At 35.9% G+C, this 17,007-nt stretch carries 14 protein-coding genes; 8 read left to right on the top strand and 6 right to left on the bottom strand.

Annotation, left to right across the window (positions count from 1 at the left end; translation table 11 throughout):
* Nucleotides 1-3: 3 nt before the first annotated feature.
* The 4 genes from trpC to ACT3CE_RS10045 form a co-directional block, all read right to left on the bottom strand.
* The gene (gene trpC / locus ACT3CE_RS10060) at nt 4-807 is read right to left on the bottom strand and encodes an indole-3-glycerol phosphate synthase TrpC (protein WP_444709642.1); all 804 of its coding nucleotides are present in this window, start codon (nt 805-807) and stop codon (nt 4-6) included.
* A 2-nt stretch (nt 808-809) separates the two neighbouring features.
* Nucleotides 810-1,802 (bottom strand): anthranilate phosphoribosyltransferase, encoded by a 993-nt coding sequence (gene trpD, locus ACT3CE_RS10055; protein WP_444709641.1) that lies wholly within the window; start codon nt 1,800-1,802, stop codon nt 810-812.
* Nucleotides 1,803-1,885: 83 nt separating this feature from the next.
* On the bottom strand, nt 1,886-2,455 hold the full coding sequence (locus tag ACT3CE_RS10050; protein WP_444709640.1) for an anthranilate synthase component II: 570 nt from the start codon (nt 2,453-2,455) through the stop codon (nt 1,886-1,888).
* Nucleotides 2,456-2,458: 3 nt separating this feature from the next.
* The gene (locus ACT3CE_RS10045) at nt 2,459-3,859 is read right to left on the bottom strand and encodes an anthranilate synthase component I family protein (protein ID WP_444709639.1); all 1,401 of its coding nucleotides are present in this window, start codon (nt 3,857-3,859) and stop codon (nt 2,459-2,461) included.
* A 930-nt stretch (nt 3,860-4,789) separates the two neighbouring features.
* Here ACT3CE_RS10045 and ACT3CE_RS10040 point away from each other — a divergent pair.
* From ACT3CE_RS10040 to ACT3CE_RS10010, 7 genes are all read left to right on the top strand, one after another.
* Nucleotides 4,790-5,944, top strand: coding sequence for a pyridoxal phosphate-dependent aminotransferase (locus tag ACT3CE_RS10040; protein ID WP_444709638.1), 1,155 nt, complete (start codon nt 4,790-4,792; stop codon nt 5,942-5,944).
* A gap of 86 nt (nt 5,945-6,030) precedes the next feature.
* Nucleotides 6,031-6,927, top strand: a complete 897-nt coding sequence (locus ACT3CE_RS10035; RefSeq protein ID WP_444709637.1) for a prephenate dehydrogenase — start codon at nt 6,031-6,033, stop codon at nt 6,925-6,927.
* Nucleotides 6,928-7,004: 77 nt separating this feature from the next.
* Nucleotides 7,005-8,093, top strand: coding sequence for a chorismate mutase (locus ACT3CE_RS10030; RefSeq protein WP_444709636.1), 1,089 nt, complete (start codon nt 7,005-7,007; stop codon nt 8,091-8,093).
* Nucleotides 8,094-8,167: 74 nt separating this feature from the next.
* On the top strand, nt 8,168-9,211 hold the full coding sequence (gene aroB / locus ACT3CE_RS10025; RefSeq protein WP_444709635.1) for a 3-dehydroquinate synthase: 1,044 nt from the start codon (nt 8,168-8,170) through the stop codon (nt 9,209-9,211).
* A 20-nt stretch (nt 9,212-9,231) separates the two neighbouring features.
* Complete coding sequence (locus ACT3CE_RS10020) at nt 9,232-9,663, top strand: DUF523 domain-containing protein (RefSeq protein ID WP_444709634.1); 432 nt, start codon at nt 9,232-9,234, stop codon at nt 9,661-9,663.
* Nucleotides 9,664-9,753: 90 nt separating this feature from the next.
* The gene (locus ACT3CE_RS10015; RefSeq protein ID WP_444709633.1) at nt 9,754-10,737 is read left to right on the top strand and encodes a chorismate synthase; all 984 of its coding nucleotides are present in this window, start codon (nt 9,754-9,756) and stop codon (nt 10,735-10,737) included.
* 356 nt (nt 10,738-11,093) lie between these two features.
* Nucleotides 11,094-12,020 carry a CsgG/HfaB family protein gene (locus tag ACT3CE_RS10010; RefSeq protein ID WP_444709632.1) on the top strand — a complete coding sequence of 309 codons (927 nt, stop codon included), beginning with the start codon at nt 11,094-11,096 and terminating at the stop codon, nt 12,018-12,020.
* A gap of 93 nt (nt 12,021-12,113) precedes the next feature.
* Here ACT3CE_RS10010 and ACT3CE_RS10005 read toward each other — a convergent pair whose 3' ends face one another.
* Nucleotides 12,114-12,872: a hypothetical protein gene (locus tag ACT3CE_RS10005; RefSeq protein WP_444709631.1), complete on the bottom strand. Its 759-nt coding sequence runs from the start codon at nt 12,870-12,872 to the stop codon at nt 12,114-12,116.
* A 319-nt stretch (nt 12,873-13,191) separates the two neighbouring features.
* Here ACT3CE_RS10005 and ACT3CE_RS10000 point away from each other — a divergent pair, with 319 nt between their 5' ends.
* Nucleotides 13,192-15,699: a DPP IV N-terminal domain-containing protein gene (locus ACT3CE_RS10000; protein WP_444709630.1), complete on the top strand. Its 2,508-nt coding sequence runs from the start codon at nt 13,192-13,194 to the stop codon at nt 15,697-15,699.
* A 112-nt stretch (nt 15,700-15,811) separates the two neighbouring features.
* On the opposite strand, the gene ACT3CE_RS09995 is transcribed toward ACT3CE_RS10000, so the two are convergent.
* A complete protein-coding gene (locus ACT3CE_RS09995; RefSeq protein WP_444709629.1) occupies nt 15,812-16,849 on the bottom strand; it encodes a 3-deoxy-7-phosphoheptulonate synthase in 1,038 nt (345 codons plus the stop codon).
* Nucleotides 16,850-17,007 lie beyond the last annotated feature (158 nt).

Raw genomic sequence — 17,007 nt, 5'->3', positions numbered from 1 at the left:
CAATTATATTGCTGCAACAATTTCTTTAATGAAAGACTTGCATGTATCTCCAGGAAAATCTGTTTTCATAAAATGTTCTCCCATTAAAAATGCCTGAAATCCATTCTCACTCATGTCTTTCACAACCTCCGGACTATCCAAACCACTTTCTGCCACGCGAATCATGTCTTCTGGTAAGCTCTTTGCCAAACGGATCGATCGTTCTGTATCTACTGAAAAATCCTTTAGGTTTCGATTGTTAATTCCTACCAAATCCACAAACTTGTTTACATGCTCCAATTCCGAATCATCATGAAGCTCAAGCAAGACTTCCATGCCCAAATCTTTGGCTATAAAAGCAAAATCCTTGCATCGTTGTGGACTTAAAATAGCTGCAATCAAGAGAATTACATCTGCTCCCATTGCTTTCGACTGATAAATCTGATAAGAATCTACAATAAACTCTTTTCTAAGCAGGGGAATGTTCAAAGTCTCTCTTGCTACTTTAAAATCAGAGTCTTGAGCACCAAAAAATTTCTCATCGGTAAGTACCGATACCATCGAAGCCCCTGCTTCCTGATAATTCTTCACCACATCTGCGGGTTTAGCCGTTCCGTTAATCACTCCTTTAGAAGGCGACTGGCGTTTAAACTCTGCAATCACACCCGATGCACCATTCCTGCCAATTGATTCCTTTGCGGAATAGCATTTACGCTTAAAACTCTCTGTTTCCATCAACTGAAAAATAGGCGTTTGCTCTTTCTGCATCGCAACTTCAGCCCGTTTTTGCTGAACAATTTTGTTTAGTATATTTTGCTTTGCATTCATGCTTAGTTTCTATTTGTCAGTTTCTGTAATACTTGATACGATTTACCCGAAAGCAAAGCATCCTCTGCTCTTCCAATGGCATCTTCTCTACTAATTTCGGGATGCAGACAATGAATTGCCAATCCAGCATTAATGGTAACTACCGCATTTTGAGCTTCTGTTCCTTTGCCATTCAAAATATCTACGAATATTTTAGCTGCTTCTTCAACTGTTTCACCGCCATACAACTCCTCAGGACTTAATTTTCTATTCCCAAATGCTTCTGGTTCCAGTAATTCTTCCATTCCATTTCCTATGAGCTTCACCTTACCGGTTAAAGAAACCTCATCGTAACCATCAATACCATGAATTACTGTAAAACTTGAATCTGTTTGCTGTAACAAATATTGATACAAACGAGCCAATTCCAAATCGAAAACACCCACTATTTGATTCTTAGGTCGCGATGGATTTACCAATGGACCCAGCATATTAAAGAAAGTACGTACGCCCAAATCTCTTCGGATTGGAGCTATATTTTTCATTGCCGGGTTAAACAAAGGAGCGTGCAAAAAACAAATTCCAGCTTTATCCAAATCTCTCTTCAAATCTTCTTCCTTGTTTTTAAACTGATATCCCAAATGCTCAATTACATTCGATGATCCACAAAAAGAAGATACGCCATAATTTCCATGCTTGGTGACTTTTTCTCCTGCTCCGGCTACCACAAAAGAGGCTAATGTTGAAATATTGAACGTATTTTTACCATCGCCTCCTGTTCCACACAAATCCACACCATTGTATTCTGATAAATCCACAGGAATGCAAAGCTCTAAAAGTGCTTCTCTAAATCCTGTTAACTCCTCAACCGTAATGCTTCGCATCATAAATACGGTCAGGAATGAGGTAATCTGAAACTCGTTAAAGTTTCCTTTGGCAATTTTAATCAAAACCTCTTTCGCTTCTTCCTTTTTTAAGGTTTTGTGTTCAAATAAATGTTGTAATATATTGCGCATTTTATTTTTGTTATTTTTATTAGCATTCAGCTTTCAGCTCTCGGCAGTCAGCTTTTTAAAACTCCTTACTTGTAGCTACAAACCTATCCGTTCAACCAGTTTTCAATCATTTTCATTCCCTCTGGTGTTAGTACCGATTCCGGGTGAAACTGCACTCCCTGTACATCGTATTCTTTGTGGCGGATTCCCATGATCTTTCCTTCTGAATCCTCACAGGTAATTGTCAAACACTCTGGTAAATTTTCTTTCACCACATTCCAGGAATGGTATCTTCCTGCCTGAAACTCTTTCTCCAAACCTTGCAGAACTCCTTTGTCATCATCTGTTCTGAAAACCGAAGTTGCCACACCATGATAAACTTTATCTAAATTTTCGATGCTTCCACCAAATACTTCGGCAATTGCCTGTTCTCCCAAACAAACACCTAGTATTGATTTACTTGCAGCATATTCCTTAATCACATCCTTTAAGATTCCAGCCTCATCAGGAATTCCCGGACCTGGCGATAGTAAGATCTTATCAAACTTTGCCACATCCTTCAATTCAATTTCTCTGTTACGATGAACTTCAACATCCTTAGCACCCAGCTTTCGCAGATATTCCACCAAATTATAGGTAAAGGAATCGTAATTATCTAGTACCAATATTTTCATATCCTATATATTTTCTGCAATAGCCAATGCTTTACGCAAGGCTGCCAGTTTGTTACTTACTTCGTTTAATTCACTCTCTTCGTTCGATTTTTCAACCACACCGGCACCAGCCTGAAAATACAGATGATTGTCTTTGCTCATAAAACTGCGAATTGTAATGGCCTGATTAACTTCACCATTGAACCCCAATGCTCCAATGCATCCTCCGTAAAAACCTCTGGCTGTTGGCTCATACTTATCGATCAATTCCATTGCACGATATTTCGGTGCTCCCGATAAGGTTCCTGCCGGAAAAGTATCGCCCATTAACTGGAATGGATTGTAATTTTCAGGTAATTCGCCCGATACCTTAGAAACCAAATGGATAACATGAGAGAAGTACTGTACTTCGCAAAAGGTCTCTACCTTGATATTCTGAGCATCTCGACTTAAATCATTTCTAGCCAAATCCACCAACATCACATGTTCTGCCTGTTCTTTCTCATCTTTCAGCAGTGCCTGAGCTAACTCGGCATCTTTAACTGCATCGCCGGTTCTTCTAAAAGTTCCCGCAATTGGATGAATATAGGCTTTCTTGTTTTTAATCTCAATTTGGGCTTCAGGCGAAGATCCCATAATGCGATACGATCCGTAATCGAAATAAAACAAGTAAGGCGATGGATTAATTGATCGTAAAGCACGATACAAATTAAAATCATCACCTTTATATTTTTGAGAAAACTGACGCGAAAGAACGATCTGAAATACATCGCCTCGTTTGCAGTGCTGTTTTCCTTTTGTCACCAAATTCTTATAGGTTTCATCATCCATATTGGATTGTTCCTCTCCATCCAATGTAAAAGTAAAAGCTGGCAAATTTCTATTTCTCAACAAATCAGAAACTTCTCTAATTCTTGATTCATCGCCATTCTTCACCAGTTCAATAATCTTTAAAGTATTATTAAAATGATTTACCTCGATAATAAAACGATAAAGCGAATAGCACATTTGTGGAATTCCAGATTGCTTTTTATCCAAATTAAAATCTAAATCTTCGAAATATGGTACGGCATCATAAGTCGTATATCCAAATAGCGCATTGGCCTTAGGAACATTTTCCTTTTCCTCTAAATCGAACTGATTTACAAAATCTTTCAGTTTTCCAGAGACAAATCTTTTTCCTTTACCCCGGGCATTGCAAATTTCCTTTTTGCCTTCTATTTCTTCAATCAATTCCCCATCTTTCAAAGTAATACTGGCAATAGGCTCTAAAGCAATAAAAGAACTTGCATTCTCCGGACTGTGGTAATCCGAACTTTCCAATAAAATTGCACCTGGAAAACGGTCTCGCAATTTGATATACATACTAACCGGTGTTATTACATCGGCAAGCATCTCTTTTTTTCTGTACTTAAATTTTATCATCTGGCTAATCGTTAAATTCGATTCAAAAAAAAGCGGCCTACTGAGATCAGTAGGCCGCTTGCTTTATTAGTTTATAATATCTGGAACTAAATTTTGCACATACGGAGGACACTTCCACTCATGTTGTTTGAGAGATTACAGCTGTGCCACCAATATTTGCATTTCATTCCTTGCATAATTTTTCTTTTTGCTACCACAAATCTAAATAATATTTTTCACAAACTCCAAATGTAATTCTTTAAAACAATTGAATAGCCACCCCATAAAACAGGCTACGCACCCTAATTTTACTACACTTACAGTGATGTTTATTTTTTTATTATTTTTTTTTAAATCAAATACAATAAATATTAAAAAAAAACACACCTGTACTTTTAAAGGGATATTAAAAATTAAAAGACCCTTTTTTCTACACAGCCCCCTGCAAAACACCACCTGAAAAATATTTTAATAAAAATATTCAAAATAACTCGCAAACACCTAATTTTACAGGCATTCAACTTGTAATCCAGAAACAATTCAAACGTTACCATTTTAGTAAGTTTTAAGCCCAAATTTGCAGGTAAAAAAATAATTCCTACATTTGAATCATAGTTAAGAAATAAACATTTGATATTAACGATGAAAACATTTAGTACTTACTTTTATTACTTCTGGTATTTCTATTATCCACAACGATAAGGGCAAGAATTGATATGTAAAAAATCGAACAGATACATAAAGTCTTGCCAAATAGGTAAGACTTTTTTTTATATTAAATTATACAATGAGCAATAAAGCATTTACATACCGATTTTATTTTTATTATTACTGGTTTACAACAAATCGGCAGGATGCCTTATACCTAAACTCATAGAAAACGTATAAAAATCCTGCTAAAAAAGCAGGATTTTTTTTTGACCAAAACCACAATATTTAATCAAATACAAAATGATTCAACCCGCAAATAGAACTCAAGGAATAAAAGAATACTATTTTTCGCTTAAGCTAAAAGAAATAGCGCGTTTAAACGAGGGAGAAATAAAGGTTCTTAATTTGGGAATTGGCGATCCGGACATGTCTCCTTCTGAAGATACCTGGAACATGCTTAAAGAAGCTTGTGTTCACCCAAAGAGTCATGGATACCAAAGCTACCAGGGAATTCCGGCATTACGCGAAGGGTTTTCGAAATGGTATAAAACCTATTTCGATGTAGATATTAATCCGGCAAACGAAGTATTACCATTAATGGGTTCGAAAGAAGGAATCATGATTACTTCTCTGGCCTACTTAAACAAGGGCGATGAAGTATTAATTCCCGATCCATCGTATCCTACTTATAAATCGGTTACTAACTTACTGGGTGGAAAAATTATTCCTTACTCATTAACTGAAAAAAATAACTATCATCCTGATTTGGATGAACTGGAAAAAAGAGATTTAAGCAAGGTAAAAATGATGTGGATTAACTATCCTCACATGCCAACCGGAGCAAGAGCCAGCAGAGAATTACTGGAACAAATTGTTGCTTTTGGAAAAAAACACAAAATCTTAATTGTAAACGATAATCCTTATAGCTTTATTTTAAACGACGAACCTATGAGTATTATGAACATTGAGGGTGCCAAAGATTGCTGTTTGGAGTTAAACTCATTAAGTAAATCGCATAATATGCCAGGCTGGAGAGTTGGAATGATTTGCGGAAGCGCTAAAATGCTCGATCCTGTTTTAAAAGTTAAAACAAATATGGATTCTGGCATGTTTTACCCGGTACAACAGGCAGCCGTAAAAGCTTTAAATGTAGATAAATCCTGGTACGATTCGATTAATCTTGTTTATAAAAAAAGAAGAGAACTGGTTTTTAAACTCATGGAATTGATAGAATGTAAACCAGGTAAAAATCAAAGCGGAATGTTTGTGTGGGCAGCCATACCTGAAAACTACAAAGACTGTTACGAGCTTAGCGACAAAGTATTAAACAAAGCAAAAGTATTTATCACTCCTGGAGGAATATTTGGAGAACAAGGATTAAAATACATCAGAATTTCGCTTTGCAGCAGTGAAGCAGTACTTGAACAGGCAATAGAGAGAATCAAAAGAATGTAACAAGCATCAAGCTACAACTATCAGGGAAATACAATAATTTTATACCTGACTTGAAGCATGCAACTTGAAGCTAAAATTAGATAAGAATGATAGTATCAGTAATAGGATTAGGATTAATAGGAGGATCGATTGCTATTGATTTGAAGAAAAATGGTTTTGCAGATAAAGTGATTGGCGTTGATAATAATCCAATGCACGCACACACAGCAAAAAAACTGAATATTGTTGACCAAATTCAGGATTTAAAGACAGCCGTAACATCTTCACATTTGGTAATATTAGCGATTCCTGTTAACGCTTGTTTAAAAGCATTGCCTCAAATTATGGATCTTATCGATCAGCAAATTGTTACCGATTTAGGATCAACAAAAGAAGAGCTAATAAATTCTTTATCGAATCATCCGAAAAGAAAACAATTTGTGCCCGCTCACCCAATGGCCGGAACAGAATTTTCGGGTCCGCAGGCAGCACATTCAGGTTTATTCGATGGTAAATGTTCCATTATTTGTAATCCTGAAGATTCCCATAAAGAGGCAATCAGCCTTGTTACCGACATGTTTCATGCACTAAAAATGAGATGCGTTTATATGGATGCCGAAGTTCACGACAGACAAACAGCTTATGTATCGCATCTTTCGCATATTAGTGCTTTTGCCTTATCTTTAACCGTGCTTCACAAAGAGAAAAAAGACAAGCACATTTTTGAACTTGCCAGCGGTGGATTCGATTCTACCGTTCGTTTGGCCAAAAGTTCGGCCGAAATGTGGACTCCAATTTTTAAGCAAAACAAAAAGAATATTACTAAAGTGCTTCAAAAATATATAGATACACTGCAACAATTTAAAGATTCAATTGAAAATGATGATTTAAAAGGTGTAGACAACTTAATTAATGAAGCCAACGATATAAGAAGAGTTTTGGATCAGAAAGAAAAAAATGAAATGGAAACTCTTAAAAATGCAGAAAAAACAATAAGAGCATAAAAAAAATCAGTACACTATTAATTAAAATAAAACCAAATTTTTAATCACTCGAAATAAAGAGTTAATAACATTATAGCATGAGTAAAAATCTAAAAATAGCGGAACTAAGTAGCTGGCCAATTGAACACATAGACAGACCATTAGTTATTGGTGGACCTTGCAGTGCCGAAACAGAAGAACAGGTAATGGAGGCAGCCCGAGGAATTAAAGACGCTGGAATTCCTATTTTCCGTGCCGGAATCTGGAAACCACGTACTCGTCCGAATAGTTTCGAGGGAATTGGAGCCAAAGGATTAATTTGGTTACAAAAAGTAAAAGAAGAAACCGGATTAATTACTGCAACCGAAGTTGCTAATGCTAAACATGTTGAACTGGCTTTAGGAGCAGGCGTTGATATTCTTTGGATTGGCGCAAGAACCACTGTTAATCCATTTGCCGTGCAAGAAATTGCGGATGCTTTACGTGGTCACGATATTCCTGTATTGGTAAAAAACCCTATTAATCCTGATCTTGAATTATGGATGGGAGCAATTGAAAGACTTCATGCTGTTGGACTAACCAGATTAGCTGCTATTCACCGTGGATTCTCTACTTACCAGAAATTGAAATACAGAAATGATCCACAATGGCAAATTCCTATCGAATTGAAACGAAGAATGCCACAACTGCCGATCTTTTGCGACCCTAGTCATATTACCGGCGATCGTGAATTACTGGAAGAAGTAACTCAAAAATCGATGGACCTAAACTACGAAGGTTTAATTATTGAATCGCACTGCAAACCAGAAGAAGCCTGGAGTGATGCAAAACAACAATTAACACCTATCGCACTTAAAGAACTTTTAGCAAACCTGGTTCTTCGTGATCCTGAAGCCGACAATGAATTGGTTGATAATACTCTTGGTGAATTAAGACATCTTATTGATGATTTCGATCAGAAGTTACTTGAATTACTGGAGAACCGCATGCAGGTAGCCAAAACAATTGGTCATTACAAAAAAGAGAATAACATTACTGTTTTACAGAACAAACGATGGGGATCGATTCTTGAAAAAAGCATGGTAAATGGTAAAAAGAAAGGCTTTAGTGAGCAATTCATTAACAGCTTGTTCAAAGCCATTCACCAGGAATCAATCAACCAGCAGGAAACAATAATGAACTCATAATACAAGATCTGAGATATTAGACCAGAGAAAATCCTTCTCTCTTCTAATATCTCCTCTCTCAAATCTCTATAATAATGAAAAGCATACGCATCAAAAATCAAAACAGCACCATTCTTATTGGTGAATCCTATAAAAATATCAGTAACTATTTACCCGAAAAAAAATGTTTCTTGATTTGCGATGAAAATATTTATCGTAACTACACCCAGTTTGTAGAACAATTCGATTATATAGTAATGGGTTGTGGAGAAAGCATTAAAACATGGTCATCGGTAGAAATGATTATAGAAAAATTACTCGATTTTGGTGCCGATAGAAATAGCTTTTTGTTAGGAATGGGCGGCGGTCTGGTTTCTGATGTAACTGGCTTTGTTGCTTCTATTTTTATGAGAGGATTAGATTTCGGATTTATTTCCACTTCCCTTTTATCGCAAGTTGATGCTAGCGTTGGTGGTAAAAATGGCGTAAATTTTGGGAAACTTAAAAATATGATCGGTGTTTTTAACCCTCCTCAATTTGTAATTTGCGATCCCATATTATTAAAAACTCTACCTAAAAGAGAGATCCGCAGTGGTTTTGGCGAAATAATAAAACATGCCTTTATTAAAGATGAAAACTTATTTCTATTCCTGAAAAAGAATAAAGAAAATCTATTAAATTTAAATGCCAATTTAATGGAAGATTTAATTTATAGAGCTGTCTCAATTAAAACCAATGTAGTTGAAAATGATCCTTTAGAAAAAGGAGAACGTAAAAAATTGAATTTCGGGCATACAATTGGTCATGCTATTGAGAACAATTCAGATTTAACACACGGAGAAGCGGTATCGGTAGGAATGGTATTGGCCAGCAAACTATCAGAAAGTGAAACCAACCTGTCACATTCTGATTCAAAGGAAATTAAAAATCTTTTAGAAGACTTTGAACTTCCCGTTGCAACTAATGTTTCATCGGATATTATAAATGAATATCTGGTTAAAGATAAAAAGAAGAATCGCTCATCAATTGATTTTATCCTTTTAAATAAAATTGGTGAAGCAAGTATTCAACCCATGGCAATTGATACCTTAAAAAGTAAAATTATTAGCCTGATTGAAAATCAAAAAACAAATTGTTAATTACTTTTAATTTTTATACAATGATTATTGTTAGTGCATGTCTGGCTGGTGTAAAATGCAGATATGATGGAAATAACAACCTAGTTCCCGAAATAAGAGATCTGGTACTAAATGGAAAAGCCATTGCTCTTTGTCCGGAAGAATTAGGAGGATTGCCAACTCCCCGCGTTTCTTGTGAGATAATACAATCGAACATCATGAGTAAGGATGGTAACAATTTTAGTGATGAATTTAACATTGGAGCGAAAAAAGTACTTAATGTAGCAACTACATTAGATACTAAATTAGCAATTTTAAAAACAAATAGTCCGTCATGCGGATATGGCCGAATTTATGATGGTACTTTTACAGGTAATAAAAAATCAGGAAATGGTGTCACCGCCAATTTACTTGAAAATACAGGAATAAAAATCCTGAATGAAGATAATTTTCATTCAATATTAGAAAAATAAATAATTATATAACCAGAAGAAATTATCGAGATTAAATCTTATTTTTCACATTTAAGACTCATATATTACTTCTTATAGCAACTCTAACAGATGAACAATTTCGGAAGAATATTCAGAATAAGCATATTTGGTGAATCGCACGGCAAAGGAGTTGGTGTTACTATCGACGGATGTCCTGCCGGAATAGACCTAAGCGAAGACGATTTACTGCAGGACTTAAGCCGAAGAAAGGCTGGAGCAAGAGGAACAACACCAAGAATAGAACAAGACTTACCCAATATATTAAGTGGAACTTTTGAAGGAAAAACCACTGGTGCTCCTTTAATTATTTTATTTCACAATAAAAATACAAAATCGAAAGATTACAGCAACCTTTTAGATAGTCCACGCCCTGGACATGCCGATTTTGTTGCCAAATATAAATTCGGAGAACACAACGATTACACAGGTGGCGGTCATTTTTCAGGTAGGATAACATTGGGAATTGTAGCCGCCGGTACTGTTGCTAAAAAAATATTGGGCAATGTAAACATCAATGCCAAACTTACCGAAATTGGTGGTCAAACTGATTTTGATGCTGCCATTGAAGATGCTTTACTTCAGCATGATTCTATTGGTGGAATTGTTGAATGTAAAGCCAATAATCTTCCCATTGGATATGGAGAACCATTCTTCGATTCGGTAGAATCTATGATTTCCCATCTGATTTTTGCTATCCCTGCTACCAAGGGAATCGAGTTCGGCTCAGGATTTGCTGCTGCCAAAATGAAAGGTTCCGAGCACAACGATAATTTCATTGATGGGTCTGGAAAAACAGAAACCAACAATGCGGGTGGAATCAATGGCGGAATTACAAACGGAAACGAATTGGTTTTCCGTGTAGCAGTAAAACCTACTTCATCAATCGGAAAAGCACAAAACACAATGAATTTTGCGAAAGGAGAAGTAGAAAGTCTTCTAATTGAAGGCAGACACGATGCCTGTATTGCACTTCGTGTGCCAGTTATTGTAGAAGCCGTAACAGCCATAGCTTTAGCAGATTTAAAACTATTAGACAAAGCACGAAAAGCATAATTTATTAGCTTATAAAAATATATTCAATCGATATGAAAAGAGATGTTGTTCGCGACATCTCTTTTTTATTCGCCGCTTTTACCTCTCCCTGCAGGGATCTTTCCTTAAAGGAGAGAATTAAAAAATCAGTTTCCTCTAGGATTTCAACGTCTCAAAATCCTCGATTGTTTCCCTCCCAGGGAAACTGCTAGCAGGCTAAAGGGTAAATTCCAAAAACTAACTTAAAGTGCTTGCTGTATTGACTAAGATATTATTCTCAAGTTAGATAAAACACCCTCTTTATAAACTGCTCATTTTTCTGTAACTTAGATATTATCTATTCATTATCAAAACTTTAACTAAAATTAAACCTCAAAATGAAAAATTACGGAAAATTGATACAATTGGCAGGGATAATACTTCTACTCACTTTTCTTGCCGCAAAAACCAGAGCACAACAACCACAAATTAAAAAAAGAATTGCGGTCTTTGTTTTCGAAGATAAAACCGATAAGAGCTGGCATTGGTGGAATCATAAAGGAGTAGGTCAAGGTGTAAGTGATATGTTAACAACAGCACTGGTAAAATCGGGAAACTACAGAGTTATGGAACGTGCCGAGATAGATCGTATTTTAAATGAGCAAGATTTCGGACAAAGCAATAGAGTTACACAGCAAAGTGCTGCTAAAATTGGACAAGTTTTAGGTGTTGAAATGGCAGTAATTGGTTCAGTATCGGAATTTGGCTATAAAAAAAGCGATACTGGTGGAGCCGTTAAAGGACTAGGAATAGGCGTATCGAGCCAAGCTGCAATTGTGGGCGTTGACGTAAGAATGGTAAACACGAACACCGGAGAAATTATTACTGCAGAGAATGTAAGAAAGAAAAAATCAGCCAAAGGAATAAAACTTCGAACTAATAAATTAAACTTTAAAGACAGAAAATCATTCGATCAATCCCTGGTTGGAAAAGCTGCACGCGAAGCCATAGAAGATATTGTTTCGATGATAGATAATAGTGCCAATAACATTCAATGGCAAGCTAAAGTAATTACCGAAAAAGCTGGTGTAGTATTTATTAATTCGGGTGAAGCCGATGGCTTAAAAGTTGGCGATGTATTTGCTGTTTACAGCAAAGGTGAAGATCTAATAGACCCTGACACGGGAATTTCGCTTGGTAGTGTTGATTCCAAAATAGGAGAAATTAAAATTACCGATGCCAGCATTGGTAACGGAAAAGCTTCTAAATGTTCCATTGTAAATGGATCAGGTTTTGCAAAAGGAAATTTTGTAAGGTTGCAATAAAACCTCAAATAAACTTAAAACAAAAAGGGGAAACAGATGTCTCCCCTTTTTGTTGGTATATTAATCTAAAATTTATGAAAATTCACTATAAACTTAATCCACATTCGGATTTTTCTCATATTCAATTACAAAAGCATAAAAAGTAGCACCTTCTCCCCCACGCAAATCACCAAAACGAACCGGGAAATGGCCCCAGGTAGAAACACGAGCCGTAATTTCACCATAACAAATCGCATCCTGATTACCACCAGTTACATCGTTGGGTTGAATAGTATTTCCTGGATCGCTATCAAGTACTCCATCATCCAAATTTTGACACCAATTGGTATACTCCCATTTTTCACCACTTAACCACATCCATCCTGCTGAGGGATCCTCTTCATGCGATTCATCACATGCTTGAAAACCTCCAATTGGCGGTCCATTGGTAACATTTGTTTTTCCCCATGTATACCAATCTACCTCTTCATCTATTAAACTAAAGACAAATTCATTTTCATCTTCTGTTTCCGGACAAAGCAAATATCCACCGCTAATTTGAGCCAGATAAGCAACACACAACCACTCAACATCTCCTTCTGGAATCTCCACAACTTCGTAATAGTGTGTTACTCCATTCTTATTTGTAAAGCTTACAGGCTTATTTCGGGTATAATTCCATATTTCATCCCAGCTTTTATAAACATTTTTATATTCCGATTTTGAATAATAATCTGTAATATCAAGAAGACTTATTTGACTTGCTACCGAACTCTTATCACCCTCAAAGCATCCGGTACATAGTACTACAAACACAAGAATACTATACAAAAACATGAGACTAAAAATTGCCATTTTGTGAGTTAATTTCATGCACTTCTATTTTATTTGCTATTGAACACTTCAAAAATCACATAAAATAAAAAGACAAGAAAAAAGAATCAATCGGCTGCTATATTATCATTACAGATTGTTAAATAATTTAAACGAATAAAAACTGCAAGTACAATAATTATAAATTATATTTTCTAAAACTAATAGATCATTTTAAAGCACTAAAAAAAATACCTGAGCCTATACATCCGGTAAATTACTTTGCTTATCGAAAAGACAAAAAAAATAGAAGATATTCTAAAGCTGTTCTGTATTTTTAGTTCCTAAATTTAAATTATAGATACAACAACATCCAATCATGAAAAAAAATCTACTAAGCTTCCTGTTTCTATTAATAGGAATTAGCTTGTTTGCACAAAAAACTCCGGTAACCAAAGCCAATTACGACTTGCCTTCACGTTTTTCGCCTGGCAAACTAAAAGGAATGGTATTCTCTACCAAAGTATATCCTCACTGGTTAAAAAACGGAGAAAAATTTTGGTATACTTATCGCACCTCAAACGGACAAAAGTATTATTTAGTAAACCCTGGAAGTAACAGTAAAACCAAATTATTCGATGCCGTTAAAATGGCATCAGATATGAGTCGTTTAACTGGCGATCCTTTTAATGCTAAAAACCTGGATATCAGCAAATTAAAATTTATTAAAAATGAAAGTGTTTTGCAATTCGAGGTAAAAAGTAAACTTGCCGAAGAGGAAGAAAAAGATGAGGAAAATGGTGACAAGCAGGACGATAAAAATGAAGAAAAGAAAAAGAATAAGAAGAAAAAAATGGTAGCTAAAGTTTGGCATTTCGAATACCAAATTGCCAGTAAAAATCTTAAGCTTTTAGATGATTTTGAAAAGCCTCTGGAGCAAAAAAAATGGGCTTCGGTAGCACCAAATGAGGAATACGTAATTTTTGCAAAACATCACAATTTGTATTGGATGGATGCCGAAAATTATAAAAAAGCCCAGAAAAACGAAAAAGATTCTACCATTGTTGAACACCAACTTACAACTGATGGTTTAGAGCATTTTGCCTATGGCAATACTGGTTATGGCAAAACCAATCGCGAAAAAGCGAAGGAAAAAGATGATCGTAAGGCTGCGTACGTAAGCTTCTCTCACGATTCAAAAAAATTCGCAATCACACGCGAAGATGAACGTAAAGTAAAAGATCTTTGGGTAATTAATTCGGTTGCCGAAGGTCGCCCTACTCTGGAGACCTACAGATATCACATGGCAGGAGAAAAAGAAGCTCCCCAATACGAAATTCAGGTTTTCGATTGGGAAAGCAAAAAATCAGTTAAAATAAATGCTGAGGCCTGGAAAGATCAAACTTTAAGTATTTTAAGAGCTCCCAGAAAAAAAATGAATGCCGATGACGATTTAAAATTCTCTAAATGGTTATCAGAAAACAGCAATACACTTTATTTCGAGCGCCAAAGTCGCGACATGAAACGAGTTGATATCTGCTCTGCAAACACTACAACTGGTGAGGTTAAAGTAATTATCAAGGAACGATTAAACACCTATATTGAAACACGAAATTTAGTTTCGATTAATAATGGTAAAGAGTTTATTCACTGGTCGGAAAGAGATGGCTGGGCCCATTTTTACTTGTACGATGCTGAGGGAAATCTTAAAAACCAAATTACTTCTGGTCCCTGGCATGCCGACAAAATTCAAGGTGTTGATGAAAAAAACCGCGTACTTTATTTTACTGCCAATGGAAAAGAAAATGGCGAAGATCCCTATTATTCACATCTTTACCGCGTAAATTTCGATGGGTCGGGATTAAAATTATTAAACAAAGGAAATTTCAATCATGAAGTAAGTTTAAACGATCAGACTCATTATTTTGTGAATAACTCATCAAGAGTAAACACTACTCCAGAATCTAAGTTATACGATTCGCGCGGTAATAAATTAATGGATTTGGAAACAGCAGATCTTTCTCTTTTATTCGAAGCTGGATATAAATTCCCAGAAATCTTTACAGTAAAAGCTGCCGATGGATATACAGATCTGTACGGAGTAATGTATAAACCATTTGATTTCGACGAAAATAAAAAATACCCGATCCTAACTTATGTTTATCCAGGTCCACAAACCGAGGCTGTTTATAAAAGCTTCTCAACACGTATGGATAGAGCTGATCGTATGGCTCAATTTGGATTTATTGTAGTTACAATGGGTCACAGAGGTGGTCATCCCGATCGCTCAAAATGGTATCACAATTACGGATATCAAAACATGAGAGATTATCCTCTCCTAGACAAAAAAGTTGCTTTGGAACGCCTGGCCAACCGTCACGATTTTATTGATATCAGCAAAGTTGGTATATTCGGTCACTCAGGTGGTGGATTCATGTCTACAGCAGCCATGCTTGTATATCCCGATTTCTTTAAAGTTGCAGTATCGGCAGCAGGTAACCACGATAATAACATTTATAATCGCTGGTGGAGCGAAACCCACAATGGAGTAAAAGAGATTGTTACAGAAACAGATACAACATTCCAGTATAAGATTGCAACCAACCCAAGTTTGGCCAAAAACCTAAAAGGAAAACTACTTTTGGTTACCGGTGACATCGATAATAACGTTCATCCGGCAAATACCATCAGAGTTGTAAATGCTTTAATTAAAGCCAATAAACGATTCGATTTCTTTATGTATCCTGGTCAGCGTCATGGATTTGGAAACATGAGCGAGTATTCTTTCTGGATAAGAGGTGAATATTTCTGTAAGCACCTACTTGGTGATTTCCGTAATGGCGCCGATTTTATCGAAATGCAAAACGAAAAACCTAAAACCCACTAATTAATTTACCAAATAAAATAAAAATCCCGGTTTACCATTGAAGTAAACCGGGATTTTTATTTCCACCCTAAATCTCTAAGTTTAGTGGCATCCTAACTCAAAACGGAAAATATTAAGCACAAAATTCTCTTAAAATTCGAACTGTCGAGTCCCAGTCAATACATTCATCGGTAAGCGAAACACCATATTTCAATTCTGATTTATCCTCAGGAATATTCTGACGGCCAAATTCAAGGTTACTTTCAATCATAAATCCAAAAATTGATTCATTCCCATTTGCAATCTGATCGGCCAAATCTCTCATCACATTTTCTTGTAGCTTAGCTTGCTTACAACTGTTAGCATGACTGCAATCAACCATTATTCTTGGAATCATTCCAATATCAGTAAGCTTATTCTCTACCTCCTTAACAAATTTTGCTTGATAATTAGGTTCCTTTCCGCCACGTAAAATAATATGCGAATGAGGATTTCCATTGGTTCGAACAACCGCCACATTTCCTTTAGGATTAATACTAACAAAATTCTGAGGAGCAGCAACAGCCTGCATGGCATTAATGGCAATATCCATATTCCCATCGGTACCATTCTTAAAACCAACTACCGATGACAAGCCACTTGACATATTGCGGTGACTTTGCGATTCGGTTGTTCTGGCACCAATTGCGGTCCACGAAAAAAGATCCTGAATGTACTGAGGTGTAACAATATCAAGAGCTTCGCCCGCTGCAGGCAAACCCAATTCTGCGATATGTATCAAAAGTTCACGCGCTTGTTTTAAGCCTTCCTCTATTTCACAGGAGTTATCCAGGTAAGGATCGTTAATTAAACCCTTCCATCCTACTGTAGTTCTGGGTTTCTCAAAATATACGCGCATCGCAATAAAAAGCTTATCTTTTAGCTCATCAGCCAACTGCTTAATTTTAGAAGCATATTCTTTTGCAGCATCAATATCATGAATAGAACAAGGACCAACAATTGCCAGCAAACGCTTGTCTTTTCCACTTAAAATATTTTTTATTGTTTCCTGCCCGTTATAAATTGTATCAACACATTTCGCACTTAAAGGGTACAATTCTTTTAAATCAAAAGGAGTTATTATCGATTGTTCTGTACTTATATTTAAGTTTTCTATTCTCGCATTTACCATATTCTCTACTCTTTATTGATATTAGCCTTCACTGTAATTAAGACTGCGAAAATAGAACTTATTTTTTTGAATTGCACATTCTTGAGCTCAGTCAAAGCAAATAGAAAAGATAAATCTGTTAAAAACTTGTTTCCTACTTTATTTCCATCTAAAAAAGT

This window comes from Marinifilum sp. RC60d5 (assembly GCF_052400665.1).
GTDB lineage: Bacteria > Bacteroidota > Bacteroidia > Bacteroidales > Marinifilaceae > JBQTGK01.
The sequence above is the reverse complement of the archived record's forward strand: the minus strand, read 5'-3'. Positions and strand labels throughout refer to the sequence as shown.

What these genes read in the sequence shown, in the direction of transcription:
- trpC (WP_444709642.1), bottom strand. Translation starts at nt 807, where the DNA reads ATGAATGCAAAGCAAAATATACTAAACAAAATTGTTCAGCAAAAACGG.
- trpD (WP_444709641.1), bottom strand. Translation starts at nt 1,802, where the DNA reads ATGCGCAATATATTACAACATTTATTTGAACACAAAACCTTAAAAAAG.
- ACT3CE_RS10050 (WP_444709640.1), bottom strand. Translation starts at nt 2,455, where the DNA reads ATGAAAATATTGGTACTAGATAATTACGATTCCTTTACCTATAATTTG.
- ACT3CE_RS10045 (WP_444709639.1), bottom strand. Translation starts at nt 3,859, where the DNA reads ATGATAAAATTTAAGTACAGAAAAAAAGAGATGCTTGCCGATGTAATA.
- ACT3CE_RS10040 (WP_444709638.1), top strand. Translation starts at nt 4,790, where the DNA reads ATGATTCAACCCGCAAATAGAACTCAAGGAATAAAAGAATACTATTTT.
- ACT3CE_RS10035 (WP_444709637.1), top strand. Translation starts at nt 6,031, where the DNA reads ATGATAGTATCAGTAATAGGATTAGGATTAATAGGAGGATCGATTGCT.
- ACT3CE_RS10030 (WP_444709636.1), top strand. Translation starts at nt 7,005, where the DNA reads ATGAGTAAAAATCTAAAAATAGCGGAACTAAGTAGCTGGCCAATTGAA.
- aroB (WP_444709635.1), top strand. Translation starts at nt 8,168, where the DNA reads ATGAAAAGCATACGCATCAAAAATCAAAACAGCACCATTCTTATTGGT.
- ACT3CE_RS10020 (WP_444709634.1), top strand. Translation starts at nt 9,232, where the DNA reads ATGATTATTGTTAGTGCATGTCTGGCTGGTGTAAAATGCAGATATGAT.
- ACT3CE_RS10015 (WP_444709633.1), top strand. Translation starts at nt 9,754, where the DNA reads ATGAACAATTTCGGAAGAATATTCAGAATAAGCATATTTGGTGAATCG.
- ACT3CE_RS10010 (WP_444709632.1), top strand. Translation starts at nt 11,094, where the DNA reads ATGAAAAATTACGGAAAATTGATACAATTGGCAGGGATAATACTTCTA.
- ACT3CE_RS10005 (WP_444709631.1), bottom strand. Translation starts at nt 12,872, where the DNA reads ATGAAATTAACTCACAAAATGGCAATTTTTAGTCTCATGTTTTTGTAT.
- ACT3CE_RS10000 (WP_444709630.1), top strand. Translation starts at nt 13,192, where the DNA reads ATGAAAAAAAATCTACTAAGCTTCCTGTTTCTATTAATAGGAATTAGC.
- ACT3CE_RS09995 (WP_444709629.1), bottom strand. Translation starts at nt 16,849, where the DNA reads ATGGTAAATGCGAGAATAGAAAACTTAAATATAAGTACAGAACAATCG.